Genomic DNA, 26,261 nt, shown 5'->3' with positions numbered 1-26,261 from the left:
TCAATTCAGGACAAAGGACGAAACGCCATGAAACAGGACAGCTACGACCAGAACGCGGAACGCGAACTGATCGCCCGCCTCGACCGGCTGCCGCTCTGGCCGCATTCCAGCGCGGTTCTCTGGGTGGTCGGCATCGGCTACCTGATCGCGTTTTTCGACATCACCAATGTCGCATTCGGCCTGCCGGTGTTCAGCAAGGTTCTGCATTTCACCGCCGAACAGCAGGCGATTCCGATCACCGCGAGCCTGGTCGGCTATGTTGTCGGCTCCTGGCTGAACAGCAACCTCGCCGATGCGATCGGCCGGAAAGGCGGCATCATGACCGCGACCTTGCTGTTCACCATCGGCTGCATCGGCACCACCTTCGCGATGGGCCTGACCTCGATGGTGGTGGGGCGGTTCGTCACCGGCATGGGCATCGGCGCGGAAATCGCGGTGATTTCCGCGTATATCGGCGAGATGGCGCCCGCCGCCGTACGCGGCCGCTATACCGGCCTCGCCAATGTGTTCGCCATGCTCGGCCAGGGCGTCGTGCCGATCGTCGCCCTCGCATTGGTGCCGAATTTCGCCTGGGGCTGGCGCGCGATGTTCTGTCTCGGAGCACTTGGCGGACTCACGCTGTTCGCGTTTCCGTGGCTGCCGGAATCGCCGCGCTGGCTGCTGAGCAAGCGCCGGATGGCGGAGGCCGCATCGGTGATCGACGCCGCGGAAGCGCGCGCCCGGCTGCGCATCGGCGGCGATCTGCCCCTACCGATCGAGGTCGCGGCGGAAGTGCATTCGCAGGGCTTTCCCACCGCCGCGCTGTTTCGCGCGCCGTTCGCCGGCCGGGTCGTTCTGCTGTTCGTGCTCTGGTTCATCTGGTATATCGGAACCTATACGTGGCTCGGCCTGGGACCGACCTTTTTCGTCGCGCGCGGCTACACGCTGACCCACAGCATCCTGTTCATGCTGGCGAGTTCGGTCGGCTATCCGGTGGGTTCCCTGCTAGCGACCGCTTTGGGCGATGCGTTCGAGCGCAAGCACACGATTTTCGCCGGGATGCTGCTCTGGACGGCCTGTTTCGTGGCGATCGGAATCGCCGGTTCGCCTTTGCTCATCTATGTCGCGGTGTTTCTGCTGGCCGGTTCGCTCGGCTTTTTTCTGCCGCTGATGTATGCGCTGACGGCGGAAAGCTTCCCGACCCGCGCGCGGGCGACCGGCGTGTCGCTGACCGATGGCGCCGGGCATCTCGGCGGCGCGGCCGGCCCGATCATGGCGCTCGCCGTCTATTCCTGGGGCGGAATTTCGTCCGGCTTCACCACGGTGTTCCTGTTCATGGCGGCGACCGGCCTGATCACCGCGACGATCCTGCCTTTCACCATCAACGCGACCCGCAAATCCCTCGAAGTGGTCAGCAGGGAATGACGGCGGCCGCTCAGGCGGGCTCGGCCGCTTCCCGGCTGAGCGCCTGCTCGATCAGCGCGACCGTCGGCGCTACGCCGTACAGCGCGATGAACGGGCCGAAGCGCGGACCTTCGCTCTGGCCGAGCAGCACCTGATACAGGCAGGAAAACCAGTCGCGCAGGGCGGCGAAATCGTGCCGCTTGCCGACATCATACAGCAGGGTCTGCAGCGTATCGGCATCGGCATCCTCCGGCAGCACGCGCAGGGACGCCGCGAGGTCTTCGAGGGCCGCGCGTTCGGTTTCGCTGGGCGCGCGATAGCGCTTCGCCGGCTTGATGAAATCCTGGTAGTAGCGCACCGCGTAATCGACCAGCCGCGCGAGAAACGGCGATGTTCGCGGCGTCGCGTCGGGTTTGTAGGCATGGATGAAGCCCCAGAGCATGTCGGGGGTTTCAGCGTTCACCACGGTGGCGAGGTTGAGCAGCATGCCGAACGGCACCGGGCTCGGCGCCGCTTGCGGGATGTCGCCCGCATGGATATGCCAGGCTGGATTGTCGCGTGGATCGGCTTCCTGTGCTGCTTTTTCGACATTGGCGATATACTCGTCGGTCGCACGGGGAATCACGTCGAAATAGAGCCGCTTGGCCCGCTGCGGCGAGCCGAACATGAACTGGCCAAGGCTTTCCGGCGGCGCGTAGCTCAACCATTGCTCGACCGAGAGCCCGTTGCCCTTCGACTTGCTGATCTTCTGGCCGTTCTGGTCGAGAAACAGCTCGTAGGTGAAGGTTTCCGGCGGCTCGGCGTCGAGGGCGCGGACGATCGCGCTCGACAGGCGCACCGAATCGATCAGATCCTTGCCCGACATTTCGTAATCGACGCCGAGCGCGAACCAGCGCATCGCCCAATCCGCCTTCCATTGCAGCTTGGCGGCGCCGTCGTAGATCGAGGTTTCGTAGCCGGTGCCGGAGTCGGGATCGCGCCAGGTCACCGTGCCGGCATCGACATCCACCGCCTCGATCGCGACCTGCATGACCACCCCGGTCCTAGGGTGCAGCGGCAGGAACGGCGAATAGGTCGCGCGCCGCTCCGGCCCGAGCGTGGGCAGAATGATCGCGCGGATCGCATCGTGCCGCGCCGCCACCGCGCGCAGCGCGGCGTTGAACCGGCCCGAGCCGTAATACTCGGTCGAGGAGGCGAATTCGTAGTCGAACCCGAAGGAATCGAGAAAGGCGCGCAGCCGCGCATTGTTGTGCGCGCCGAAGCTCGGATGGGTGCCGAACGGGTCGGGCACGCGGGTCAGCGGCTGGCCGATGAAGCCGCGCAGCATGTCCTGGTTCGGCACATTGCCCGGCACCTTCCGCAGCGCGTCCATGTCGTCGGAAAAGGCGAGCAGTTTCGAGGGCAATCCGGTGAGCGCGGTGAAGGCGTGCCTGATCCACGAAGTGCGGGCGACCTCCATGAAGGTGCCGATATGCGGCAGGCCGGACGGCCCGTAGCCAGTCTCGAACAAAGCGGCGGTTTTTCCGGTGCGCGCGAGGCGTTGGGCAACGCGCTCCGCTTCACGGAACGGCCAGCTGGTCGGGACGGGAGATGTGGTTTCGATCATGGCCCGGCTGTAAGGTCGGGACGCATCGCGGTCAAACCGGTTTGGCGCATGGGGCCTCTCCGCTATACATCAGTCATGGACTCCGCGCCGCGACTTCTGCTTCCCGATGCCCCGGCGCTGGTCAGCGCCCCTGGGCGCGCCGCGATTCTGAGCAGCGACGGTGAATTGCGCGTGCTGTCGGTGGAGAATGCCCGCGCCGCCCTGCGCGACTCTCCGCCGCCCTTGGTGGTGCATGGCCCGGCGACGCTGAAGCGGCTCGGCATCACCATGCAAGTGCTCGACCTGCTCGAATTGTTCGCCTTCGTCATGCCGGCGCAAAACGCGGCACCGACGCCGGCGGGCCTCGCCCGCGCGCTCGATATCGATCCGCCGCGCGGGCTGGAGGACGCGGCGGCGATGCTGCCCGATCTTGCCGCTTCGCTGCTGGCGCGCCTCGCACAGGGGCGAAAACTCGCGATGAACCGCAACGCCGCCGGGCTGGCCGCGCTGATGGGCGGAGTTGCGCAAGGGTCCAGCGATCCGAAGGATCACTGGAAGCGCAACGAAGGGGGCGCGGGCTGGCCGTGGGCGGGCGCGGTCGCCGCGGCGCTCGACGATGCGGCGGCGCGGCCGGATCGGGCGGCGCTGCGCCTCTGGTCGATCCTGCCGGAATGGGAGGATGAGGCGCCGCGCCCACCGCCATCGGCCTTTCCGGTGCCGCCGGACGCCGCGCGCACAAGACTTGCCGAATTGCTCGGCGATCGGGCCGAGGCGCGGCAATCTCAGTCCGACTATGCTTCCGCCGCGACCGCCGCCTTCGCGCCGCGCGCCACCCAGGATGCGCCGCACTGCGTGCTCGCCGAGGCCGGCACCGGCACCGGCAAGACGCTGGGCTATCTCGCACCCGCCTCGCTCTGGGCGGAACGCAACCAGGGCGCGGTGTGGATTTCCACTTATACCCGCCATTTGCAGCGCCAGATCGAGCAGGAACTGGCCCGGCTGGAGCCCGACCCGGCGCGGCTGCGCGCGCGGGTGGTGCTGCGCAAGGGGCGGGAGAATTATCTGTGCCTGCTGAACTATGAGGAAGCGGTCAATGCCGGGCGGAGCCCGAATCTGATCGCACTCGGGCTGATCGCGCGCTGGGCGCGTGCCTCGAACGATCACGATGTCGCGGGCGGCGATCTGCCGGGCTGGTTTCCCGAATTGTTCGGCGCCGGGCTGCTGCCGCAGATCGCCGACCGGCGCGGCGAGTGCATCCATGCCGCCTGCCCGCACTGGAAGCGCTGCACCATCGAGCACGTGATCCGCCGTGCGCGCCACGCCGATCTGGTGATCGCCAACCACGCGCTGGTGATGGCGCAGGCGGTGTGGGGCGGCCTGGACGATTCCAACGTGCCGACCCGCTACGTGTTCGACGAAGGGCATCATCTGTTCGACGCCGCCGACAGCGCGTTTTCCGCCGAACTGTCGGGCATCGCGATGGCGGAGTTGCGGCGCTGGCTGCTCGGGGCCGAGGGCGGCCGGTCGCGCGCGCGCGGCATCGCCAAACGGCTGGAAGATCTCATCGAGGCGGATGACCGGCTCGCCGCACCGTTGCAGGCCGCGCTGATCGCCGCCCGCGTGCTGCCGGGCGCGGCGTTTTTCGCCCGGCTTGCCGAGAGTGGCGATGCCCAGCTCGACGCGGTGGGATCGGGGCCGGCGGAGACGTTTCTGGCCGCGCTTGCCGCCCAGGCGCGCGCCCGTGCCGCCGAGCGGGAACGAGATTCGGGGCTGGGCATCGAGGTCGATCTGTATCCCGCCGAACCCGAACTGGCCGAGGCGGCGTCGGTGCTGGACCGCGCACTCGCCCGGCTGGAGGCGCCGCTGAAGGCGCTGCGCGCGCGGCTGCTCGACCGGCTCGACGAGGAGGCCGCGACGATCGAGGAAAAGGATCGCCAGCGCATCGAGGCGATGGCGCGCGGCCTGCATCGCCGGGCGATCGACCCGGTAGCCGCGTGGCGTCGGATGCTGGCGGCGGCGAACGCGGCCCCGCCCGCGCCCGGCGAACGGCCGCACAGCGTGCTGTTCATCCGGCTCGGCCGCGATGCGGCGCTGCTGTCGCATCTGCTCGACCCGACCGAGGCTTTCGCGGAGACGGTCGCCGCACCGTCGCACGGGTTGCTGATCACCTCGGCCACACTTCGGGATAGCGCGGACCGGGACGCCGAATCCGGCTGGCGCGGCGCCGAGGCGCGCAGCGGGGCGGCGCATCTGGCCGCACCCGCGATTCGCGCCGCCTTCGCCTCGCCCTTCGATTATGAGGCGCAGACGCGGATTTTCGTGGTGCGGGACGCGCCGCGCGACAATATCGACGCCCTGGCCGCCGCGTTTCGCGCGTTGTTCATCGCCTCGGGCGGCGGCGCGCTCGGCCTGTTCACCGCGATTTCCCGGCTGCGCGCGGTGCATACCCGCATCGCGCCCGCGCTGGCGGCGGCGAATATCCCGCTCTACGCCCAGCATGTCGATGCGATGAACAACGCCACGCTGGTCGATATTTTCCGCGCCGAGGAGCACGCGTGTCTGCTCGGCACCGATGCGATGCGCGATGGTGTCGATGTGCCGGGTAACGCGTTGCGGCTGGTGGTGTTCGAGCGCACGCCCTGGCCGCGCCCGGACATTCTGCACCGGGTGCGGCGCACCCATCTCGCCGGTGGCAATCCGAAATCCTACGACGATGCGATCGTGCGTCTGCGCCTGCGCCAGGCATTCGGCCGGCTGATCCGGCGCGACTCGGACCGGGGCGTGTTCGTGCTGCTCGACCGGGCGATGCCCTCGCGGCTGCACGCCGCGTTCCCGGCGGAGGTTACGGTGCAAAGCCTCGGTCTCGCGGAGACGATCGGGGCGATCGGGGGGTTTTTCGCCTCTTATATGTAACATATTAGCAACAGTCGGAATCAATCTTTGCGTGTGCCGCATTGTCATGTCGCGGCAAAATGCGTTGGCATATAGCTTGCGGTCGTTCTCAATGTTTTGCGTTGCAACATGATTTTTCGCCGATTTCGATGAAAAACCATGCAAATTGCGCAAGAAAAGATCAAACAGGAGGCTTTATGCAGGCTACCAAGTCTACGAAGCGCGAGAGGCTGAAACGTTCGAGGCTGATCGCGCTTGGCTTCGGCTCGGCGCTGTCGATGCTGGCGCTGCAATCGGCCCAGGCGTTCAACGGCCCGGCGAATATCAAGATCGATGGCGGACCGCTGGGGCCGCTTGAACTCTCCGGCGGCGCGGACGGCTATTTCTACGGCCTGTCGGGCACCGGTAATTCGGCGAATCCCGGCCTGCTCGGCACCGATAAGGCGACCGGCGCGGAATTCCTCAACGGGCTGATCCAGGTGCAGAAGACGACCGGGCTCGTGCAGTTCACCGTCGAGGTCGGTTCCACCACCTCGTTCGTTCTCGGCGCCGCGCCGACCCGCACCTCGGTGCAGACCTTTTCCACCGGCCCGCTCTATGCCGGCTACGTGACCCTGGCACCGAACACGAATTTCAGCATTTCCGCCGGCCAGATCGCCTCGCTCGAAGGCTATGAATCGGGCATCGACTGGAACAACGCCAATCTGCTGACCACCGACCTCTTCTCGGTCGAGAACTCGCAGAGCCGCGGCGTGACCGCGACCTATACGCAGGGGCCGGTCTCCGGCACGCTGACCTTCGGCGACGGCTGGGATACTGGCGTATGGAACTTCCTGCAGGGGCTGGTGACCTACACGTTCAACAGCAATAACAGCCTGTCGGTCTACGGCGCGACCAATCTCGGCCGCACCGGGCTGAACGCGAATATCTACGGCTCGGCCAATCTTCCTTACGACAAGTCGACCGTGGCCAATTTCGGCCCGTATTTCGTCAACTCGACGATGATCGGCGCCTATTACAGCTACACGCTCGGCAACCTGAACCTCGTGCCGGAAGTGCAGTATGTCTATGCCAAGGTTGATCACAAGCTCGGGCTCGACAAATACTCGAGTAATCTCGGCGCCGCCCTGTTCGCCGACTACCAGTTCGGCAAGTCACCCTACTCGATCGGCGCCTGGGCGGAATATTTCTCGAGCAACGGGCCGGATAACTGGTTCATCAATCCGGGCGCGCAAGGCATCGGCGTTTCCATTTCGCCGACCTGGCAGCACAAATATCTGTTCGTGCGTGGCGATGTCGGGCTGCTGCACCTGACCAAGTTCAGCAACAACGGCTCGCGCGGCTACGGCAATGATGGCGGCAGCCGCAATCAGGCCGACTTCCTGCTCGAAGGCGGCATTCTGTTCTGATCCGAAGGTGACGACCGGACGGAGTTACCTCTGTCCGGTCAGTTCGCACCTTCCAACGCCGACTCGGCTTCCAGCCACGCGGATTCCGCTGCCGCGATCTCGGTCGCGATGGCCGCGAGGCGCTGGTTGAGCGACGCGATCTCCTCCGGCTTCGCGCGGGCGTAGAAAGCCGCATCGGCCAGCTTCGCTTCCAGACGCTTTCGCTCCGTATCCAGCGTCTTGATTTTCTTCTCCGCGTCGCGCGCGGTGCGGCGCAACGGCGCCGTTGCTTCGCGCGCTTCCGCTCGGGATTTGCGATCGTCACGTGTCGGCGCCGCTTTGCGGTCCTGCGCGGGGGCGGAATTTTTCTGGGTGATCAGCCGGCGATAGGCTTCGAGTTCGTCGTCGTAATCCACCACGCTGCCACCCGAGACCAGAAGCAGCCGGTCGGCGACCAGATCGATCAGATGAGTGTCGTGGGTGACCAGAATGACGGCACCCGGAAAGTCGGTCAGCGCCCGCACCAGCGCCTCGCGCGCGTCGATATCGAGATGGTTGGTCGGCTCGTCGAGGATGAGCACCTGCGGGGCATCCCGCGTGGCGAGTGCCAGAAGCAGCCGCGCCTTCTCGCCGCCGGAGAGCTTGCTCACTTTGGTTTCGATTCGCGCCGCGTCGAGCCCGAACCGCGCACCCTGGGCGCGCAACTGAGTCACCGTCGCGTTCGGCAGCACGCGGGCGAGATGAAGCAGCGGCGTGTCGCCAAGCTCCAGATCATCCTCCTGGTGCTGGGCGAAATAGCCCACGGTGATGCCGCGGGTGCGGAAGGCGGCGCCGCTCATCGGGGCGAGCCGCCCGGCCAGGGCCTTGGCGAGCGTCGATTTGCCGTTGCCGTTGGCCCCGAGCAGGGCGATGCGATCCTCCATATCGACCCGGAGGCTGACATCGTTCAGCACCGCACGGCCGTCATACCCAAGCGTCACCCGGTCGAGCGAGAGCAAAGGCGGCGCCAGTTCCTTCGGTTCGGGAAAGGCAAAGCGGGTCGGCGCGTCCTCCACAATAGTGTCGATCATCGGCATCCGGCCCAGCGCCTTGAGGCGCGACTGCGCCTGCCGCGCCTTGCTGGCCTTGGCGCGGAACCGATCGACGAATGCCTGCATATGGGCGCGCTGGGCGGCGATGCGCGCGGCCTCCCGGTTCTGCTGCTCGGCGCGCTCGGTGCGGATGCGCACGAATTCGGCGAAGCCGCCGGGCGTGAGGGTGATTTTGCCGCGATCGAGATGGGCGATCGAATCCACCGCGCGGTCGAGCAGGTCGCGATCATGCGAGACCATCACCACCGATCCCGGAAACCGGGCGAGCCAGTTTTCCAGCCAGAGCGTGGCTTCCAGGTCGAGATGATTGGTCGGCTCGTCGAGCAGCAGCAGATCGGGTGCGGCGAACAGGGCGGCGGCGAGGGCGACACGCATCCGCCACCCGCCGGAGAAACTGGCCATCGGCCGGTTCTGCGCGGCTTCGTCGAAGCCGAGCCCGGCGAGGATCGCGCCGGCGCGCGCTTCGGCGGAGTCCGCGTCGATCGCGATCAGCCGGTCGTGGATTTCCGCGAGCCGTTCGGGCGCGGCGTGATCTGTTTCGGCAAGCAGCGCCATACGTTCGAGATCGGCTTCGAGCACCGCCGCCATCGGAGTGACCTCGCCCGCCGGCGCTTCCTGCGCGACGGTGCCGAGCCGCGCGCGGCTGGCGAGTTTGATCGTGCCCCCGTCGGGGGCATGAATCCCCGTGATGAGCTTGAGCAGGGTGGATTTGCCCGCGCCGTTGCGGCCGATCAGGCCGATCTTGCGGCCCGGATCGACGGTCAGGGCAGCGTGGTCGAGCAATGCGCGACCGGCGAGGCTGAAGGACAGGTTTTCGATACGGAGCAGGCTCATGCTAGTGTTCCGATTCGGAAGTTCGGCTGCGCTGACCGAGGCATCCTACGAACTTCCGAATCGAGCAGGACACTAGCAAACATTTGATTTCAGTGCGGTGGTTCTGAAATTCCCAAAATTGCCGCCGCGGGCATGTTGGGAATTTCAGAACCACCGCACTGGCTAGCTATCGCAGAGGGCGGGGCTTGCCCACCCCGCACGGTGCGGCTATGGCCGCCCGCAATTCTTTACCAACTGAAAAGAGACCAAGCATGGCCACCGAACACACTTTGTCGATCATCAAGCCCGACGCGACCCGCCGCAACCTGACCGGGCGGATCAACGCCAAGTTCGAGGCGGCCGGGCTGCGCATCGTCGCCCAGAAGCGGCTCCGGCTCACCCAGGCGCAGGCCGAGGCGTTTTATGCGGTTCACAGGGAGCGGCCGTTCTTCGGCGGTCTGGTGTCGTTCATGACCTCCGGCCCGGTGGTCGCCCAGGTGCTCGAGGGCGAGGATGCGGTCGCGAAGAACCGCGAGATCATGGGCGCCACCGATCCGAAAAAAGCCGATGCCGGCACGATCCGGGCGGAATTCGCCAAGGATATCGAGGCGAACTCGGTGCACGGCTCGGATGCCGCCGATACCGCCGCCCAGGAAATTTCCTTTTTCTTCGCCGGGATCGAGATCACCGGCTGATCTTTTGCTCCACCCGCGATGGCCACCAAGCTGTCATCGCGGGAGCATCGGAAGATGCCTGCCATGAATGATGCCGGAAGGCCAGTCATGCTCGAAACCAGTCGGCTGGTTCTCCGACCGCACGAGCGGAGTGATTTCGAGGAGCTGGCGACGATATGGGCCGATCCCGAGGTCGTCAAGCATATTTCCGGCAAACCCTCAAGCCGCACCGAATCCTGGATGCGGCTTGTCACCTATTCCGGTCTGTGGCCGCTGCTCGGATACGGGTATTGGGCAATACAGGAAAAGCAGACTGGACGCTTCATCGGCGATATCGGGTTTGCGGATTTCCACCGGCCGATTGAACCCTCGATAAACGGTATTCCCGAAGCGGGGTGGGCCCTGGCATCGTGGGCGCATGGTCAAGGTTTCGCGAGCGAAGCCCTCGGCGTCGCGCTCGCATGGCTCGACCATGAAACTCCTTACCGCAGGACTGTCTGCCTCACAGACCCTAATCATCGCGCATCGATACGCGTCGCGGAGAAGGCCGGTTTCGTCGCCGGCCCGATCACATCGTTCCGCGGCGAGGATACCCTAATTCTCGTAAGGGACATTACCGGCTGATACGCTCTAACGATGCAGCGGCCAGACCAGCATGATCAGCGGCACGGCCACCGCCATCACCACCAGGCTGAGCGGCAGGCCGAGCCGCCAGTAGTCGCTGAATTTGTAGCCGCCCGGCCCCATCACCAGCACGTTGCATGGATGGCCGGTCGGGATCAGCATCGGCGCCGAGGCGCCGACCGCGACCGCCATCAGCAGCGGATCGACCCCGACATGCATCCCGTGCGCGACCCCTGCCGCGACCGGCGCCATCAGCACGGCGGTCGCCGCGTGATTCACCGCGTTCGACAACAGCAGCGTGCCCAGCAGCATCACCGCGATGATGCCGAAGGGCGGCATATGATGGGCGAGCGCGACGAACAGGCCGGCGATCGTCTTGGCACCGCCGGTCTGTTGCAGCGCCTGCCCCACCGGAATAATCGCGCCGAGCAGGATGATCACCGGCCATTCGATCGCGTCATAGATGTCGCGCACCGAGATCAGCCGCGCCAGCACCATCGCCAGCGCGCCGCAGGTAAACGCCACGTCGGTCGCCAGCGCATTGGTCGCGGCGAGGACAATCGCGGCGGCGAAAATGCCCAGGGCGGTGACGATGCGAGTCGGCTTCCCGAGCCGGATGTCGCGTTCGGCGAGCGGTAGGCAGTCGAGCCGCGTCATCACCTCGTCCAGCGTATCGGCATCGCCCTGGAGCAGCAGAACGTCGCCGGCCACAAGCGGGATGTCGGAATAACGTCCCTTGATGCGTTCGCCGTGCCGGGCGACCGCCAGCAGGTTGACGCCATACCGGCGGCGCAGCCCGAGCGACCGGGCGGAACGCCCGACCAGCCGGGAGCCGGGCTGGACGATGCATTCCACCACCTCGATATCTTTCGATTTCAGGAAATCGTCCTCGATCTCCTTATCCTCGGCCAGGGTGAGCTTGGCGGCGTCGAGCAGGGCAGTGAGGTTGTCGGCACCCGCCTCGATCACCAGCCGATCGCCGGCGGCAAGACGCTGATGGGGGCGCGGGGCGAGCCTGCGGTCGTCGCCGCGCACCAGCCCGACCACGGCGAAGTCCGCCTCGACCTTGGCTTCCAGCTCGCCGAGCGTCTTGCCGGCGAAAGGGCTGTCCTTGTCGATTTCGGCCTCGGTGAGATATTTGGCGATGCCGTAATGCTCGTCCTCGCCCTTGCCGCTCTGGCGCTCGGGCACCAGAAACCGGCTCGCCAGCGCCATGAAGACCAGCCCCGCCACGGCGACGCCCGCCCCCACCGGGGTGAACGAGAACATGGTGAAATTGCCGTGGCCGAGCTGGCCGCGATAGGCGGCGATGATGATGTTCGGCGGGGTGCCGATCAGCGTGGTCATGCCGCCGAGAAACGCGCTGAACGAAAGCGGCATCAGAAACCGCGACGGGCTGGTTTCTGATTTGCGGGCAAGCCGAATCGCGACCGGCATGAATACGCCAAGAGCGCCGGTATCGTTGATCAGCGCCGAACACAGCGCTTCCGTGCCGGTCAGCGCGACCATCTGGCTGCCCGGCGATCTGGCGACACGGCCGAGCCACTTGGCGATGAAATCGACCACGCCGGACTGCCAGAGCGCGTGGCCCATCACCAGCACCGACGCGATCGTGATCACCGCCGGATTGGCGAAGCCGGTGAACACCTGCTTCGCCTTGAGCACGTGGCTGACCGCAAGCACCATCAGTGCCAGCACGGCAACCAGATCGTAACGGATCAGGCCGGTCAGAAACAGGACGAGGCTGCCGCCGATCACGGTGAACACGATCATCTGGCCGAGCGGCATGGGGCGTCCCTGTGCGAGAGAGCCTAGAGCAATTTTATCAGATCTGATTGAATCAGAGAGCCAATCAGATCTGATAAAATTTCTCGCAAAAACAAATAATTAGAGCGCTTTCAAGCTAACCTGGTTACGGTCAGCCTGAAAGTGCTCTAAAAAAGGGAGGCTTCGGCCTCCCTTTCAAGTCCTCTATGATCGATCGCGGTTTACGGCGCGGGACCAAGATTGACGGTGTTCGGGTTGGTCAGCGCGCCGCCGAGCGCGCCGACGCCGCCGCCGATCAAAGCACCCATCGCCGGCGAACCGCCGGTCGCGGCACCGATAATGGCACCGGTGCCGGCGCCGATCGCGCCGCCGGACAGGGCGCGCGACCCTGGCGTATAGCCGCAGGCGGCGAGGCTGAGGGCCAGGCCCGCGAGCAAGGCGGGGGTGAGAAGCTTGCGTGAGGTAGCGCGTGTCATACTTGTTCTCCTTCTGAATCGGCCTGATAACGTCTCGTTCTTTGCATCACGATTGCCGGATCATGTCGGCATTGTCACGGCGAGGATATGGCGGGATCATGGCAGCCGGCCGGCACGAACGAACTTTCAAATCGCGACACTAGTGTGGCGGTTCTGAAATTCCTATGTGCCTGAGTGAGGCAGCGGTTTTAGGAATTTCAGAATCATAAACCACACTAAAATCAAAGGCTTGCTAGTGTCCTACTCGATTTGCAAGTTCGTAGACCGCCTTCGCCAACCCTGACGAACTTCCAAATCGGGACACTAGCGGCTAATCGGACGGATGCGCCGTGCCGTACGGTGCTTCCGTTCGCTTTCGCCACCTTGACTCTTCGCCCGTGCCGCCGCCAGACGGAAGATATCGCTTTCCTCTGGTTTCGCCGACGCTGCGCAGAAAGGATTCCATGTTCTCTCGGCTTCTCGGGCTCATGTCCGCCGACATGGCCATTGATTTGGGTACTGCCAACACGCTTGTCTATGTCAAGGGCCGCGGAATCGTGCTCGACGAACCCTCGGTCGTCGCGATCGCCGAGGTCAAGGGCCGTAAGCAGGTGCTGGCGGTCGGCGAGGAAGCCAAGCACATGCTCGGCCGCACCCCCGGCAATATCTCGGCGATCCGGCCGCTGCGCGACGGAGTGATCGCGGATTTCGAGGTGGCGGAGGAAATGATCAAGCATTTCATCCGCAAGGTGCATAACCGGCGGGGCTTCGCCTCGCCGATGATCATCGTCTGCGTCCCTTCCGGCTCGACCGCGGTGGAACGCCGGGCGATCCAGGAAAGTGCGGAGAGCGCCGGGGCGCGCAAGGTGCTGCTGATCGAGGAGCCAATGGCGGCCGCGATCGGGGCCGGCTTGCCGGTGACCGAGCCGTCGGGCTCGATGGTCGTCGATGTCGGCGGCGGCACCACCGAGGTCGCGGTGATCTCGCTCGGCGGCATCGTCTATTCGCGGTCGGTGCGGGTCGGCGGCGACAAGATGGACGAGGCGATCATTTCCTATATCAGGCGTAACCATAACCTGCTGATCGGCGAATCCTCGGCGGAAAAGATCAAGCTCGATATCGGCGCCGCCTGGGCCGACCCCAAGGCTCCCGGCCCGCTGCGCGAGGTCAAGGGCCGCGACCTGATCAACGGCGTGCCGCGCGAAGTGACGGTCAGCCAGGCGCAGATCGCCGAAAGCCTGGTCGAGCCGGTCAGCCAGATCATCGAGGCGGTGAAGGTGGCGCTCGAGAACACGCCGCCCGAACTCGCCGCCGATATCGTCGATAAGGGCATCGTGCTCACCGGCGGCGGCGCGCTGCTGCACCGGCTGGACGACGTGCTGCGCGAATCGACCGGCCTTCCCGTGGTGATCGCGGAAGACCCGCTGCAATGCGTCGCCATGGGGACCGGCCGCGCGCTCGAGGAGTTGAAACGGCTGCGCACCGTCCTTTCTTCGATGTATTAGAGCGTGACGACTTTAAGTCGATCACGCGTTCGTTTTCGGGGGACTTGATCATGGCGATACGGAAAATCCTGCTGCCGCTGGCCGGCGTCGCCTCGGCGCGCGGCGCCCTGAGCACCGCGCTGATGCTGGCCGGGCGCTGGGGTGCCCATGTCCATGCGTTTCACGTCCGCACCGACACGCGCGACGTCGCCCCGCTGGCCGGCGAGGGTCTGTCCGGCGCGATGATCGAGGAGATGATGGCGAGCACCGAGAAGGAGGGCCATTCCGAGGCTCGCGCGCTCGCCGCCCTGTTCGAGGCGGAAACCGGCGCGCGCGGCATCGCGGTCGGCGCGCCGGTCCGCGCCGCGGACGGTGCGGTGCGCGCCTCCAGCGCGCGCTTCGAATCGGTGATCGGCCGCGAGGAGGAACTGGTCGCCGGCGAGGCGCGGTTGTCCGATCTGATCGTGGTGCCGCACCCGAAATCCGCCGAGGAGGTCGCCTCCGCCGACGCGCTGCACGCCGTGCTGTTCGATTCCGGCCGGCCCGCGCTGATCGCGCCGGCGGGCGTGCCGGAGACGATCGGCGCGCGCATCGCCATCGCCTGGAACGGCACGGCGGAGAGCGCGTCCGCCGTCGCCTCGGTGCTGCCCTGGCTCGCCGAGGCCGAACAGGTGCGGATTTTCCACTCCGAGGACTATCAGCGCCAGGGGCCGGGGGCCGACCGGCTGGCTGGATTCCTGGAACTGCACGGCATCGCCGCCGAAATCGCCGCATTCCGCGCGATCGACCGCAGCGTCGGCGCCGGGTTGCTCGCCGCGGTGACCGAGTACGGCGCCGACCTGCTTGCGATGGGCGCCTATTCGCATTCGCGCCTGCGCCAGCTCATCCTGGGCGGCGTGACGCGCCACGTGCTGGAACACGCCACGACCGCCGTGCTGATGAACCGATGAATTCGTGATGGTGTGATGTACGGCGTCGAGGATGCGGCGACCATCGCGGCGGTGCGGGCCTATGTGAAGCTGCTGCGCGCCAGCCGCGCCGTGGTCGCGCGCACCCTGCCGCGCCTTGCCGAGGCCGGGCTGACCCATACCCAACTCGGCGTGCTCGAGGCGGTCCTGCATCTCGGCCCGCTCACCCAGCGCGACCTGACGCGCAAACTGCTCACCAGCCCCGGCAATCTGACCGACGTGATCGACAAGCTCGCCCGGCGCGGGTTGGTCGAGCGGGTCGCCTGCAAGGAAGACCGGCGCAGCGTGCGGGTGGTGCTGACCGACTCCGGCCGCGCCTTCATCGAGGGTCTGTTCCCCGGCCACGCCGAGGATATCGCCGCCGCGATGGCGGGGGTAACCGGCGTGGAGCTGGCGGAACTCGACCGGCTGCTGCGCCGGCTCGGGAAGGGTGCGGCGGGAGATTGAATCGGAAGAGCCTCGCGCTATATAGTTTGATATCGAACTATAACAGCGCAACTTCGCGCTTATCAGGAGATCTCCCCATGATCGAACTGCGCCCCTTCGAGGGCATCGGACGGTTTCGCAACGACTGGCTGAACGCGCACCATCACTTCAGCTTCGGCCAGTATCATGACCGCGGCCGGATGGGCTGGGGGAGCTTGCGCGTCTGGAACGACGACGAAATCGCGCCCAGTGCCGGATTCGACCCGCACCCGCACCGCGACATGGAAATCATCACCTTCATCCGGCAGGGCGCGATCACCCATCGCGACAATCTCGGCAACGAGGGGGTGACGCGCGCGGGCGACGTGCAGGTGATGCACGCGGGCACCGGCATCGTCCATGCCGAATACAACAGGGAAGCCGAACCCACGCGGCTGTTCCAGATCTGGATCGTGCCGGACCGCACCGGGGTCGAACCCGGCTGGGCGAGCCGGGAATTCCCGCGCATGGCGGGATCGGGCCTGCAGGTGCTGGCGGGCGGGCGGCCCGGCGATGCCGAACTTGGCGCCCTGCCGCTCTATGCCGACGCCGCCGTGCTCGCGGCGCGCCTCGCCCCCGGCGAGCGGGCAACCTACGACATGGCGCCGGGCCGCGCCGCCTATCTGGTCGCGGCAACCGGCTCTATTTCGGTCAGAAACGCGGACGCATCGTCACGCGATGGTGTGGACGCGTCGTCACGTGATGGCGTCGCGGTCAGCGGCGAACGCGCGATCGTGATCGAGGCCGGGGCCGAAGAAACCGAGTTGGTGCTTGTGGATGTGCGCGGATGAAACGAGTTTCATCGCAGACCCTTGCCCGCGTTTAGAATCGTCCCTCTATCGCGAGCGAGGTAAATCGATCCGTAACGCGAATGATGCAGACTGGCGAAACAATTGTGCCGAACCTGCCGATGATGCAACATCACCGTTCGTCGCGGCAGGACGGCCGAGCCGTCAGGCTCGTCCGGCCCGCGATCGGAGCCGACGCGATCCCTCCCCGGCCGGTACCGCCGGCCAAAAACAAAGGAAAAGCTGAATGACAGTCTTCGTCGCACGACGCCGGCCGCAGCGCATCGCGGCCCTCTCCGCCGTGCTGCTCGCCGGAACCGCGCTTGCCGCCGTTTCGCTGCGTCCGGCTCTCGCCGGCGATCAGTCGCTCAACGCGACCGCCAAAGTCCAGCAAGATTTCAAGCCGATTCCGAGCTTCGCGCCGCTGGTCAAGGACGTGAAGCCGGCGGTGGTGTCGGTCACGGTGCATCTCAAGGTGCAGAACGCGGTCAACGCCCAGGGCCAGATGCAGGGGCCTCAGGGCATGCCCTTCCCGTTCCCGTTTCCGTTTCCGAATCCCCAACAGCAGCAGGCGGTCGAGGCCAAGGGTTCGGGCTTCTTCATCAGCCCGAAAGGCTATCTCGTCACCAACAACCACGTGGTCAAACACGCCAAATCGGTGTTCGTCACCCTGTCGGACGGTGAGCGTCTGCCGGCCAAGGTGGTCGGCACCGACCCCAATACCGATCTCGCGGTACTGAAGGTGACGCGGGCGAAGCCGTTCCCCTATCTCGAACTCGGCGATTCGGCGAAAGTCGTGCCCGGCCAATGGGTAATCGCGATCGGCAACCCGTTCGGCCTCGCCGAAACCGTGACGACCGGCGTGGTCTCCGCACTCGGCCGCGATATCGGCGATGGCGAGTACGACAGCTTCATCCAGGTCGACGCGCCGATCAACGAGGGCAATTCCGGCGGCCCCCTGCTGAACCAGAAGGGCGAGGTAATCGGGGTGAATACCGCGATCCTGACGCCGACCGGCGGCTCGGTCGGCATCGGCTTCTCGATCCCGTCCGACATGGTCAAGCGCATCACGGCCGACCTGATCAAGAGCGGTCATGTCACCCGCGGCTTCATCGGCGTTCAGGTGCAGCTCATCAGCCCGGAAATGGCGCAGGCGATGGGCATCAAGACCAAGGACGGCAAGGCAAAGGGCGCGCTGATCGCCGCGACCGAGCCGAACAGCCCGGCGGCGAAGGCGGGAATCAAGCCCGGCGACGTGATCACCAAGGTCGACGGCAAGGCCGTGACCGATCCGCGCGATCTCGCTCTCGCGATTTCCGACATCAAGCCGGGCAATACCGCGCATGTCAGCTATCTGCGCGACGGCAAGCCGCACGACGTCACCATCACGGTCGAGAAAATGCCGGCCAACGCTCAGGCGGCGTTCAATCAGGGCGGCAATAACAGCACCAGCAGCACGGTGGCGAAGAAGCCGGAACTCGGCCTGACCCTGGCGCCGCTGACCGAGACCGACCGCCAGCAGCTCAACATGCCGATGAGCAGCACCGGCGCCCTGGTCGCGCATGTCACGCCGAACTCCCCGGCGGACGAGGCCGGGCTGCGCTCGGGCGACGTGATCGTCGGCGTCGGCAGCTCCGCGATCGCCAATCCGAACCAGGCGGTCGATGCGATCCACAAGGCCGAGACACAAAAGGCCAAGGCGATCGCGCTCCGGGTGATGCGCGGCAATCAGGCGATCTTCGTCGCGGTGCCGCTGCCCAAGCCGGGCGCCAAAAAATAATTTTTTATTTTGGCGAAAATTGAAAAAACTTTCTCTATAACGCGGCTAAAAACGCCTTATTGTGCCAAAATTTTCCCCGGCTCTTGCGAGCCGGGGACATTTCTGTTTTCACGGCGTGGCTGTCGCCGCCTGTCGCGGCGCCATTGGGTACACACCCTAATCGCGGGATTGCCATGAATTTGCTCGCCGACTCCAGGACTGAAGCCGGAATTGCCGGCGAGAGCGCCGATCTTGCCGCTCTCGAAGCCGAGAGCATCGAAATCATCCGCGAGGCGGTCGCGGGATTCCGCAATCCGGTGATGCTCTATTCGATCGGCAAGGACTCATCGGTCATGCTGCATCTGGCGATGAAGGCGTTCTACCCCGCCAAGCCGCCCTTCAGCCTGCTGCATGTCGATACCGGCTGGAAATTCCGCGAAATGATCGCGTTCCGCGACGCGACGGTAAAGCGCCTCGGCCTCGAACTGATCGTGCGCACCAACGGCGAGGCGGCGGCGCGCGGAGTTGACCCGTTCAACTATTCCGCCTCGACCTATACTCAGATCATGAAGACCGAGCCGCTGAAATCGGCGCTCGACGATCTGAAATTCGACGCGGCGTTCGGCGGCGCACGCCGCGACGAGGAAAAATCCCGCGCCAAGGAGCGGATTTTCTCGGTGCGCAGCGCGCATCATGGCTGGGACCCGAAAGCGCAGCGGCCGGAACTCTGGACCTTGTTCAACACGCGCCTCGCCTCCGGCCAGACCATGCGGGTGTTTCCGCTGTCGAACTGGACCGAGGCCGATGTGTGGAATTACATCGCGAGAGAGAACATCCCGGTGGTGCCGCTCTATTTCGCGAAACCGCGCCCGGTGGTGGAGCGCGGCGGCCAGCTCATCATGGCGGATGACGACCGCCTGCCGCTCCTGCCCGGCGAGGTGCCGCAGCTCCGCACCGTGCGGTTCCGCACCCTCGGCTGCTACCCGCTGACCGCCGCGATCGAATCGGACGCCGAAACCCTCGGCGCGGTGCTCGCCGAGATGCGCGCCTCGCGCCTGTCCGAACGCCAGGGCCGGCTGATCGACCATGACGATTCGGCGGCGATGGAAAAGAAGAAGCGGGAGGGTTACTTCTGATGAACGACATGCGCCTCCCGCCCGCCCAACCTGGGTCCGCCCGCTCGCTGCTGCGCCTGCTGACCTGCGGCTCGGTCGATGACGGCAAATCGACGCTGATCGGCCGGCTGCTGTTCGATACCGACAACATCCCCGACGATCAGCGTGCGGCGCTCGAACGCGACTCGAAAAAATTCGGCACCGACGGCGCCAATATCGACTTTTCTCTCCTGGTCGATGGGCTGGAGGCCGAGCGCGAGCAGGGCATCACCATCGATGTCGCCTATCGGTTCATGGCCACACCGCGCCGCAAATTCATCATCGCCGACACGCCCGGCCACGAGCAATATACCCGCAACATGGCGACCGGCGCCTCCACCGCGCAACTCGCGATCCTGCTGGTCGACGCCAGCCAGGGGCTGCTGACCCAGACCCGCCGCCACGCCTTCATCGCCGATCTTTTGGGCATCCGTCACGTGGTTCTGGCGGTGAACAAGATCGACCTGATCGGCTTCGATCAGGCGCGGTTCGAAGCGATCGCGCGCGACTTCGCGAGCCTCGCCGAGCAATTCCATTTCGAGACGATCGCCCCGATCCCGCTCTCCGCCCGGCACGGCGATAATGTGGTACATCGCAGCGCGCGCATGGGCTGGTATGACGGCCCGACGCTGCTCGAGCATCTCGAACGCATCGAGCCGGGCATCGCGGCATCCGGGCCGTTCCGCCTGCCGGTGCAATGGGTCAACCGGCCGGATGCCTCGTTCCGCGGCTATGCCGGCACCATCGCGGGCGGCGCGATCAGCACGGGCGATCCGGTCATTGTCGCGGCGTCGGGCCGGACGAGCCGCGTCGCCCGCATCGTCACCGCCGATGGCGACCGCGCGGCCGCCCGCGCCGGCGATGCGGTGACGCTGACGCTGGACGATGAGATCGACATTTCGCGCGGCGATCTGCTCGCCGCCCCCGAGGCACGGCCCGAGGTCGCCGACCAGTTCGCCGCCGATATCGTCTGGATGGCCGAGGCGCCGCTGCTGCCGGGCCGGCCCTATGTGGTGCGGATCGGCACCGCGACCGTCTCGGGCGTGGTGTCGAAAATCAAGCACAAGATTAACGTCAATAATTTCGACCATCTCGCCGCTGACAGCCTGGCGCTGAACGAGGTTGCCGCGGTGAACCTGGCGCTGGCCGCACCCGTCGCCTTCGATCCCTACACCGCCAACCGGCGCACCGGCGCGTTCATCCTGATCGACCGGCTGACCAATGCGACGGTCGCCGCCGGCATGGTGCGCCATCCGCTGGGCCGGGCGACCAACATCCACCGTCAGGCGCTGACTATCGACCGCGCCGCGCGCGAGGCGCGCAACCGGCACCGCCCGGCGATCCTCTGGTTCACTGGCCTGTCCGGCGCCGGCAAATCGACCATCGCCAATCTCGTCGAAGCCAAGCTGCATCTGCTCGGCGCGCATACCTATCTGCTCGACGGCGATAATGTCCGCCACGGGCTGAACCGCGATCTCGGCTTCACCGATGCCGACCGGGTGGAAAACATCCGCCGCGTCGCCGAGGTGGCGAAACTGTTCGCCGATGCCGGGTTGATCGTTTTGGTCAGCTTCATCTCGCCGTTCCGCGCCGAGCGGCGGATGGCGCGCGAACTGGTCGAACCCGGCCTGTTCCACGAGGTGTTCGTCGATACGCCGATCGATGTCTGCCGCCAGCGCGACCCGAAGGGCCTGTATCGCAAGGCCGATGCCGGGCAGATCCGCAATTTCACCGGCATCGACAGCCCGTATGAGCCGCCGGAAGCGCCGGAATTCCATCTCCACACCGAAACCGCGACGCCGGACTCGCTGGCCGACGCGATGATCGCCGCCCTGCGCGACGCGCTCGGGTTTTCGGAGTAGCCCGACGGGGACGGAATCTCGTGTGTGTGGAGAGCGGACCAGTAGTTGCCAAAGTCTAGCTAAAGTGTTTGTTTTTTATTTTCCTCCCAACAAATTCGATCCCATTTTGTGCCAAGCGAAGAGTTGCCTTCTCCATTGGTGCAAATTGAACTCTGCCAGATGCAACCCAAAGCCATTTTGACACAAGAACTCCGGCGCGTAGGTGCTCTTGGAGTTGTGACAAAGCGGCTTTACGTTTCTTTATTACTGTCGTGATCTCGCTGTTTTCGGCCGAGTGAGGTTCTACACCAATTATCTTATTGCTTTGCGTATGGCCGAGGAGGTAGTCCCAACGGTTTTCTTGCTCCTTTCCTTCTTTGAGCGCCGCATCAATATCCAGACTGTCTCCAAACAAGGACCGAACACCCTCATCGAAATAACTGCGATGGGACACTACGACTGCACCAAGTCCGTCTTTAACGATGTTCAGCAGCGTCGAATCTGTCTTTAATGCCGCGCGAACTGGGGTATTTGACGCTTGAATTTGCCTTCTGCGGATCGTCTTGGTCACTTTGGGTTCTGGTTCACAGCGGTTCGGACAGTTTCGGCGAAGCGAGATGAATAGCTAGTGAGACCACCCCATCCTGCTATACGCTCGTCGTCAGAACTTGGGTCTAGGTTAGAAATATCGACCGAGCTAACCTTTCCATCTGGGTCAAACTCAAGAAGGAATGCCTGGTATTCCTTTTGGAGAGCTGCCTTCGCCACGGCTTGCATCGACGCTGTTTTTACATCAAGGGCATTGCAAACCAGTTGCCAACGAGCATGATTCTCCTTCAACAATCTCATCAACCAAAGGAAGGCAAGCACATGGGGGGAGTGTGTCGAAAGGATTACTCTGTAGCCGCGCCAAATCAGATCGATAACAAGCAACATAACCGCTGTAATTGCTTGCGGATGTAGACCCATTTCGGGTTCTTCGATAACTATCCAATTTGTCTCATCTCGCTTCCGCTGTTTCGTGCGGGGCAAAAGATGATAAAGTCCAAGCAATAATGGGGTAAACTCCCGTTGCCCAGCGGTCCAGGTCATGAAGGGAAGGTGCATATCTCCGTGAACAAGCCGCAGTCTGAGCGCGTGCTGTTGGTCTTCCTGGATGCCCACTAATCCGCCATGAAACACGGCCTCATCGATTTTATCCCGGATCACCTGTTTGAGCCTCTTCTCGACAGGGAAAAGAGTTCCTGCATCTTTATCGCTAAAACGGTCGAATAAATTCTGGCTGAACAGGCGAGCGACAACCGGTGTGTCAGAATTCAGCTTCTGAAACGGAGCCGCCCACCCGTCACTTATCAGCATGGAACGATGCGCGGGAACAAAGAACAGCTCTTCTTTACCTGTCCCCCGTCGTGCGATGTTTTTTGGCTCTATGGAAGTTTGTCCAAATTGAATCCTCGAAGAACCGGCATGCCAACCCATTGCCATTCCCGTTCCGAATATCAGATCAATCAATGCATCCGATCGATCCGCTGGATGACCAGCCGCGCGTAACGCTTCCACCATCTGGCGACCATCCAGCGCAATTTTAAGCCATTGTAGAGCGAGGCTCTTGCCTGCCCCTTGAGGTCCCACCAATACCGTCAGGTCGCCGAAAGATAGATTAACATCGGCTAGATGCGCAAAATCTCTAATCCGAAGGGAGTGGGAGGTGTTTTTCCGCGATTTCTTCATCAGGCTGGTATTGCCCGTCCCTTTCCTTCGGTTCGGCATGCGATTGGTTCCGCTCACTAATTCTGGGACGTTCTATCACGGTGTTGCAAAACGGACTACCCACCCAAACTAGCAGGTCCGCTCCCGGCCCAAATTCCGACAACGGCTTGATGTCCGGTATCCGTATCCACCACTGGAAGGCAGACCAGCAGCTATCCACCCAGCGGAAATTCAAACTGGGTCACCGAGGCGGAATGGACGGTCGCCTCGGGGGATGATAGCAGCGGTCGATGAGCGAAACGACCGGCAAGCCGTTTTTCCTCCGCGCCGCTCGGCAGGATGACGCCGCCGGGCTGTGCGCGATCCGCAACCTGCCCGGCGTGCGCTGGGGCACGCTCGCGCTGCCGTTCGGCCGCGTCGAAGCGAGCGAGATCTATCTCGCCAAACTTGGACCGAACAATCATTTCATCGTCGCCGAAGCCGATGGGGCGCCGATCGGCTCGGCCAGCCTCGATCGCTACGCCGGGCGGCGGGCACACGCGGCGGGACTCGGCATGATGGTCGCCGATCATTGGCAGGACAGAGGTGTCGGCACCGCGCTGATCGATGCGCTGACCGACCTCGCCGATCACTGGCTCGGCCTCAAGCGGATCGAACTCTGCGTGTTCGCCGATAACGGCCGCGCGATCGCGCTTTACGAAAAATTCGGCTTCGTCGAGGAAGGCCGGCAGCGCGCCTATGCATTGCGCGGGGGCCTGTTGGTCGATTCCCTGCTGATGGCCCGGCTGCGCGATTAGATGGTCGCCGCCCTGCGCCGCCACTTCTGGCCGCTGCTCGGCTTCGCGGCGCTGCCGTGCCTTGCCAATCTCCTGCTGATCGCCGGCGTGATGCACGCCGACCCGGCGCTGTTCTTCTCCTCGCTGGCCACTCATCTGCGGCTCGGCCCCTGGCCCGGCTCGCCGACCTGGTTCGACCCGACGATCGGCCTGATCACCGAGGCGCAGGGCATGCTGTCCGCCAAGGACTGGCTCGCCGGCATCATCCCCTGGTGGAACCCCTATACCGGCATCGGCATGCCTCTGGCCGCCGAAATGCAGACTCTCTCGTTCTTTCTGCCCTTCGTTCTGCTGCTGCGCCTCGCCCATGGCTGGCTGATCCTGCGGCTGGTGCTGCAGGGCCTGAGCGGTGTGGCGCTCTACGCCCTGCTGCTCGAACTCGGCGCGACCCGCTTCGCCGCCTTCGCGGCGGGGGCGCTCTATGCGCTGAGCGGCACGTTTTTCATGGTCCCGCACGCCGCCGGGCCGCTGCCGTTCATGCCGCTTCTGCTGCTCGGGATCGAGCGTGCCGCGCGCGCGGCCGAGGCCCGAACCCCGCTCGGCTGGGGCGGGATCGCCGCTTCGCTCGCGGCCATGCTCTATGCCGGCTATCCCGAGATCGCCTATTTCGGCGGGCTGCTCGCCGCGGTCTGGACGCTGCGCCATGCCGTTCTGCTCGGCGCCGATCGCTGGCGGTTCGCCGGAAAGATCGCCCTCGGCGCCGGGCTCGGACTGGCTTTCGCGGCGCCGCTGCTGATTCCGTTCCTGCATTATGTCGCGGTGTCCTTTCTCGGGCCGCATGGCGGATTCTTCGCACGGATCGCGGTTCCGTATTCCGGCCTGCCCTTGCCAGTCCTGCCGTTCATCTACGGACCGATCGCGGCCCCCGCGCCGGCGTCGCTGGTGCCACCCTACGGCGAAACCCTCGGCATCGCCTGGTCCCAGCTCGGCACCTGGTTCGGCGTGGTCGCGCTCGGCCTCGCCAGCGCCGCGCTGACGTGCCGCACCCGGCATCGCGGCCTCGTCCTGGTTCTGGCCGGATACGTGCTGGTCTGGGCGCTGCGGCTGCGCGGCGTCGCGCCGGTGCGGTTCCTGGTGAACCTGATCCCCTTCGTCGGCGCGAGCGACGCGATCCGCTTCGCAAGCCCGGCGATGGATCTCGCGCTCCTGGTCATGGCCGGACTCGCGCTGGATCGCTGGCAACGGGACGGCGCGCTGCCAAGGCGGGCGGTGCTTGGCGCCGGAGCACTGCTCGGCCTGATCGTCGCGGTGTCGGTGTGGCCCGCTTTGCCGGCACTGCGCGCCTGGTACCGTGCCAGCCCAGACCTGTTGAATTTCGGCATGATCGCCTGCTTTGCCGAACTCGCCTGCGCCGCTTCGGTTCTCCTCCTGCTCGCCGCGCGGCCGGCGCGGGCGGCGCGGCTGATCCTCGCGGTTCTGGCCCTGGGCGACGCGACGGCGGCGTTGGCCTCCGGCCAGTTCTCCGCCGCGTGGTCGGGCCGGCTGGAGCGCGGCGGCGTTACGTTCCTGGCGCAACACCAGGGGCTGGCGCGGTTTTTCACCCTGCTGCCGTTTGGCCCGAACTATCCGGCTTCATCCCGAATCGCCTCGATCAACAGCAATCAATTGCCGGTCGCGGCGAACTGGATCGCCTACGGCCAGAGTCATCTCGGCTGGAAATTGTTTTCCACCATCGCCGATCAGACGGCGGCGCTGCGCCGCCATATCCCGGCCTATCAGGCGCTCGGCGTAAAATACGTGCTCGCCCCGCCGGGCGACAACCCGTTCCGCGATACCGAGCATCTGCGCCTCGATCCGGCCACGATTCGCGCGATCAACGTGCAGGGCGCCACCGAGATTCACGGCGGATTGCCGGCCGGCCTGGTGCGGCTGCGCCGGATCGCGGTCGTTTCGGTCCTGATCGGCACCTATGACGGTGCCGCGCGCGGCCCCTTGCTCGCGACACTTTGCGCCGGGACCGATTGCGCGCACGGCGCGGCATCGCTGGATCGCGCGTCGGACGATGCGTATCTGCCGATCCATCTCGATCACGTGCTGGATATCCCGCCGGGAACAGCATTGCGCTACCGGTTTCGCCATCCTTCCGGCAGCGGCGTGGCGTTCTGGACCGGGCGAATCGCTGCGGACGGCAAATCGCCGCCGATCACCGCGCCGCGCCTCGGCTTTTCGACACCACTGCCCCAACCGGCGCCGCGCCTCGTCTATCGCGACCAGGTGATGCGGATCTATAGCCTCGCCGGGGTCAGCCCGTTTTATACAGCACAAGGCTGCACCCTGGCCGGCGCGGGCTGGAACCGCGTCACCGCCGATTGCCCGGCACCAACCCGACTGATTCGGCGCGAGGCGTGGTTCGGCGGCTGGCACGCGCGCATCGGCGGCAAACCCGTGCCGATCGCCCATGCCGGCCCCTTGTTCCAGTCGGTGATGCTGCCGGCCGGGCGCAGCCGCGTGGTGTTCTTCTATCGTCCGCGCCTCACCCGGCTCGCCTGCGCCCTGGCGCTCGCCGCCCTCGTCCTCGCCGCCGGATTGATGATCCGGGACCGCCGGATGCTTGGCGGAATGCCTGTGCCACGCCTATAAACCG

Annotated in this window: 20 protein-coding genes; 14 read left to right on the top strand and 6 right to left on the bottom strand. The window is 65.1% G+C overall.

Going from position 1 to position 26,261, the window contains the following annotated elements; genetic code table 11:
• The first annotated feature begins 27 nt into the window (after positions 1–27).
• The gene (locus AiwAL_RS08135) at positions 28–1,404 is read left to right on the top strand and encodes an MFS transporter (RefSeq protein WP_235704980.1); all 1,377 of its coding nucleotides are present in this window, start codon (positions 28–30) and stop codon (positions 1,402–1,404) included.
• Positions 1,405–1,414: 10 nt separating this feature from the next.
• Here the strand turns inward: AiwAL_RS08135 and AiwAL_RS08130 are convergent, their stop codons facing one another.
• A complete protein-coding gene (locus AiwAL_RS08130) occupies positions 1,415–2,989 on the bottom strand; it encodes a lysine--tRNA ligase (protein ID WP_262312488.1) in 1,575 nt (524 codons plus the stop codon).
• Between the two features lie 75 nt (positions 2,990–3,064).
• Between AiwAL_RS08130 and AiwAL_RS08125 the strand changes: the two genes are divergently transcribed.
• Complete coding sequence (locus tag AiwAL_RS08125; protein ID WP_262312487.1) at positions 3,065–5,881, top strand: ATP-dependent DNA helicase; 2,817 nt, start codon at positions 3,065–3,067, stop codon at positions 5,879–5,881.
• A gap of 176 nt (positions 5,882–6,057) precedes the next feature.
• The gene (locus AiwAL_RS08120) at positions 6,058–7,269 is read left to right on the top strand and encodes an outer membrane beta-barrel protein (RefSeq protein WP_235704975.1); all 1,212 of its coding nucleotides are present in this window, start codon (positions 6,058–6,060) and stop codon (positions 7,267–7,269) included.
• A gap of 38 nt (positions 7,270–7,307) precedes the next feature.
• Here AiwAL_RS08120 and AiwAL_RS08115 read toward each other — a convergent pair whose 3' ends face one another.
• On the bottom strand, positions 7,308–9,173 hold the full coding sequence (locus AiwAL_RS08115; protein WP_235704974.1) for an ABC-F family ATP-binding cassette domain-containing protein: 1,866 nt from the start codon (positions 9,171–9,173) through the stop codon (positions 7,308–7,310).
• A 251-nt stretch (positions 9,174–9,424) separates the two neighbouring features.
• On the opposite strand from AiwAL_RS08115, the gene ndk reads away from it, so the two are divergent.
• Positions 9,425–9,847 (top strand): nucleoside-diphosphate kinase, encoded by a 423-nt coding sequence (gene ndk, locus AiwAL_RS08110; RefSeq protein WP_262312486.1) that lies wholly within the window; start codon positions 9,425–9,427, stop codon positions 9,845–9,847.
• 18 nt (positions 9,848–9,865) lie between these two features.
• Complete coding sequence (locus tag AiwAL_RS08105; protein WP_235705122.1) at positions 9,866–10,450, top strand: GNAT family N-acetyltransferase; 585 nt, start codon at positions 9,866–9,868, stop codon at positions 10,448–10,450.
• 6 nt (positions 10,451–10,456) lie between these two features.
• Here the strand turns inward: AiwAL_RS08105 and AiwAL_RS08100 are convergent, their stop codons facing one another.
• Together AiwAL_RS08100 and AiwAL_RS08095 are read right to left on the bottom strand one after the other, a co-directional pair.
• On the bottom strand, positions 10,457–12,238 hold the full coding sequence (locus AiwAL_RS08100; protein WP_262312485.1) for an SLC13 family permease: 1,782 nt from the start codon (positions 12,236–12,238) through the stop codon (positions 10,457–10,459).
• A gap of 200 nt (positions 12,239–12,438) precedes the next feature.
• Positions 12,439–12,693: a YMGG-like glycine zipper-containing protein gene (locus AiwAL_RS08095; protein ID WP_235705124.1), complete on the bottom strand. Its 255-nt coding sequence runs from the start codon at positions 12,691–12,693 to the stop codon at positions 12,439–12,441.
• Between the two features lie 443 nt (positions 12,694–13,136).
• On the opposite strand from AiwAL_RS08095, the gene AiwAL_RS08090 reads away from it, so the two are divergent.
• From AiwAL_RS08090 to cysN, 7 genes are all read left to right on the top strand, one after another.
• Positions 13,137–14,177, top strand: a complete 1,041-nt coding sequence (locus AiwAL_RS08090) for a rod shape-determining protein (RefSeq protein ID WP_235705125.1) — start codon at positions 13,137–13,139, stop codon at positions 14,175–14,177.
• 50 nt (positions 14,178–14,227) lie between these two features.
• The gene (locus tag AiwAL_RS08085; RefSeq protein WP_235705127.1) at positions 14,228–15,106 is read left to right on the top strand and encodes a universal stress protein; all 879 of its coding nucleotides are present in this window, start codon (positions 14,228–14,230) and stop codon (positions 15,104–15,106) included.
• Positions 15,107–15,121: 15 nt separating this feature from the next.
• Positions 15,122–15,571, top strand: coding sequence for a MarR family winged helix-turn-helix transcriptional regulator (locus AiwAL_RS08080; protein WP_235705129.1), 450 nt, complete (start codon positions 15,122–15,124; stop codon positions 15,569–15,571).
• Between the two features lie 77 nt (positions 15,572–15,648).
• On the top strand, positions 15,649–16,380 hold the full coding sequence (locus tag AiwAL_RS08075; protein WP_235705131.1) for a pirin-like bicupin family protein: 732 nt from the start codon (positions 15,649–15,651) through the stop codon (positions 16,378–16,380).
• Between the two features lie 244 nt (positions 16,381–16,624).
• Positions 16,625–18,157 (top strand): Do family serine endopeptidase, encoded by a 1,533-nt coding sequence (locus AiwAL_RS08070; protein WP_235705133.1) that lies wholly within the window; start codon positions 16,625–16,627, stop codon positions 18,155–18,157.
• Between the two features lie 173 nt (positions 18,158–18,330).
• Positions 18,331–19,272, top strand: coding sequence for a sulfate adenylyltransferase subunit CysD (cysD, locus tag AiwAL_RS08065; RefSeq protein ID WP_262312484.1), 942 nt, complete (start codon positions 18,331–18,333; stop codon positions 19,270–19,272).
• Positions 19,272–21,152: a sulfate adenylyltransferase subunit CysN gene (cysN, locus tag AiwAL_RS08060; protein ID WP_262312483.1), complete on the top strand. Its 1,881-nt coding sequence runs from the start codon at positions 19,272–19,274 to the stop codon at positions 21,150–21,152. Before cysD ends, cysN begins: the two co-directional genes overlap by 1 nt.
• A 55-nt stretch (positions 21,153–21,207) precedes the next feature.
• On the opposite strand, the gene AiwAL_RS08055 is transcribed toward cysN, so the two are convergent.
• Together AiwAL_RS08055 and AiwAL_RS08050 are read right to left on the bottom strand one after the other, a co-directional pair.
• Complete coding sequence (locus AiwAL_RS08055) at positions 21,208–21,702, bottom strand: hypothetical protein (RefSeq protein ID WP_262312482.1); 495 nt, start codon at positions 21,700–21,702, stop codon at positions 21,208–21,210.
• Positions 21,699–22,901: an AAA family ATPase gene (locus tag AiwAL_RS08050; RefSeq protein ID WP_262312481.1), complete on the bottom strand. Its 1,203-nt coding sequence runs from the start codon at positions 22,899–22,901 to the stop codon at positions 21,699–21,701. Before AiwAL_RS08050 ends, AiwAL_RS08055 begins: the two co-directional genes overlap by 4 nt.
• A 230-nt stretch (positions 22,902–23,131) precedes the next feature.
• Between AiwAL_RS08050 and AiwAL_RS08045 the strand changes: the two genes are divergently transcribed.
• Positions 23,132–23,638: a GNAT family N-acetyltransferase gene (locus AiwAL_RS08045; protein ID WP_262312480.1), complete on the top strand. Its 507-nt coding sequence runs from the start codon at positions 23,132–23,134 to the stop codon at positions 23,636–23,638.
• Positions 23,639–26,257, top strand: coding sequence for a YfhO family protein (locus tag AiwAL_RS08040; protein WP_235705139.1), 2,619 nt, complete (start codon positions 23,639–23,641; stop codon positions 26,255–26,257).
• Positions 26,258–26,261 lie beyond the last annotated feature (4 nt).

It is taken from the genome of Acidiphilium sp. AL, assembly GCF_025499445.1.
Classification (GTDB): Bacteria; Pseudomonadota; Alphaproteobacteria; order Acetobacterales; family Acetobacteraceae; genus Acidiphilium; species Acidiphilium iwatense.
Note: the sequence above shows the minus strand (reverse complement) of the source record. Positions and strands in the feature narration are given on the sequence as shown.

Coding starts and splice junctions, on each gene's coding strand:
- AiwAL_RS08135 (WP_235704980.1), top strand. CDS start 28: ATGAAACAGGACAGCTACGACCAGAACGCGGAACGCGAACTGATCGCC.
- AiwAL_RS08100 (WP_262312485.1), bottom strand. CDS start 12,238: ATGCCGCTCGGCCAGATGATCGTGTTCACCGTGATCGGCGGCAGCCTC.
- AiwAL_RS08130 (WP_262312488.1), bottom strand. CDS start 2,989: ATGATCGAAACCACATCTCCCGTCCCGACCAGCTGGCCGTTCCGTGAA.
- AiwAL_RS08080 (WP_235705129.1), top strand. CDS start 15,122: ATGTACGGCGTCGAGGATGCGGCGACCATCGCGGCGGTGCGGGCCTAT.
- AiwAL_RS08040 (WP_235705139.1), top strand. CDS start 23,639: ATGGTCGCCGCCCTGCGCCGCCACTTCTGGCCGCTGCTCGGCTTCGCG.
- ndk (WP_262312486.1), top strand. CDS start 9,425: ATGGCCACCGAACACACTTTGTCGATCATCAAGCCCGACGCGACCCGC.
- AiwAL_RS08090 (WP_235705125.1), top strand. CDS start 13,137: ATGTTCTCTCGGCTTCTCGGGCTCATGTCCGCCGACATGGCCATTGAT.
- AiwAL_RS08120 (WP_235704975.1), top strand. CDS start 6,058: ATGCAGGCTACCAAGTCTACGAAGCGCGAGAGGCTGAAACGTTCGAGG.
- AiwAL_RS08070 (WP_235705133.1), top strand. CDS start 16,625: ATGACAGTCTTCGTCGCACGACGCCGGCCGCAGCGCATCGCGGCCCTC.
- AiwAL_RS08075 (WP_235705131.1), top strand. CDS start 15,649: ATGATCGAACTGCGCCCCTTCGAGGGCATCGGACGGTTTCGCAACGAC.
- AiwAL_RS08105 (WP_235705122.1), top strand. CDS start 9,866: ATGGCCACCAAGCTGTCATCGCGGGAGCATCGGAAGATGCCTGCCATG.
- AiwAL_RS08125 (WP_262312487.1), top strand. CDS start 3,065: ATGGACTCCGCGCCGCGACTTCTGCTTCCCGATGCCCCGGCGCTGGTC.
- AiwAL_RS08085 (WP_235705127.1), top strand. CDS start 14,228: ATGGCGATACGGAAAATCCTGCTGCCGCTGGCCGGCGTCGCCTCGGCG.
- AiwAL_RS08095 (WP_235705124.1), bottom strand. CDS start 12,693: ATGACACGCGCTACCTCACGCAAGCTTCTCACCCCCGCCTTGCTCGCG.
- cysN (WP_262312483.1), top strand. CDS start 19,272: ATGAACGACATGCGCCTCCCGCCCGCCCAACCTGGGTCCGCCCGCTCG.
- AiwAL_RS08050 (WP_262312481.1), bottom strand. CDS start 22,901: ATGCCGAACCGAAGGAAAGGGACGGGCAATACCAGCCTGATGAAGAAA.
- cysD (WP_262312484.1), top strand. CDS start 18,331: ATGAATTTGCTCGCCGACTCCAGGACTGAAGCCGGAATTGCCGGCGAG.
- AiwAL_RS08115 (WP_235704974.1), bottom strand. CDS start 9,173: ATGAGCCTGCTCCGTATCGAAAACCTGTCCTTCAGCCTCGCCGGTCGC.
- AiwAL_RS08045 (WP_262312480.1), top strand. CDS start 23,132: ATGAGCGAAACGACCGGCAAGCCGTTTTTCCTCCGCGCCGCTCGGCAG.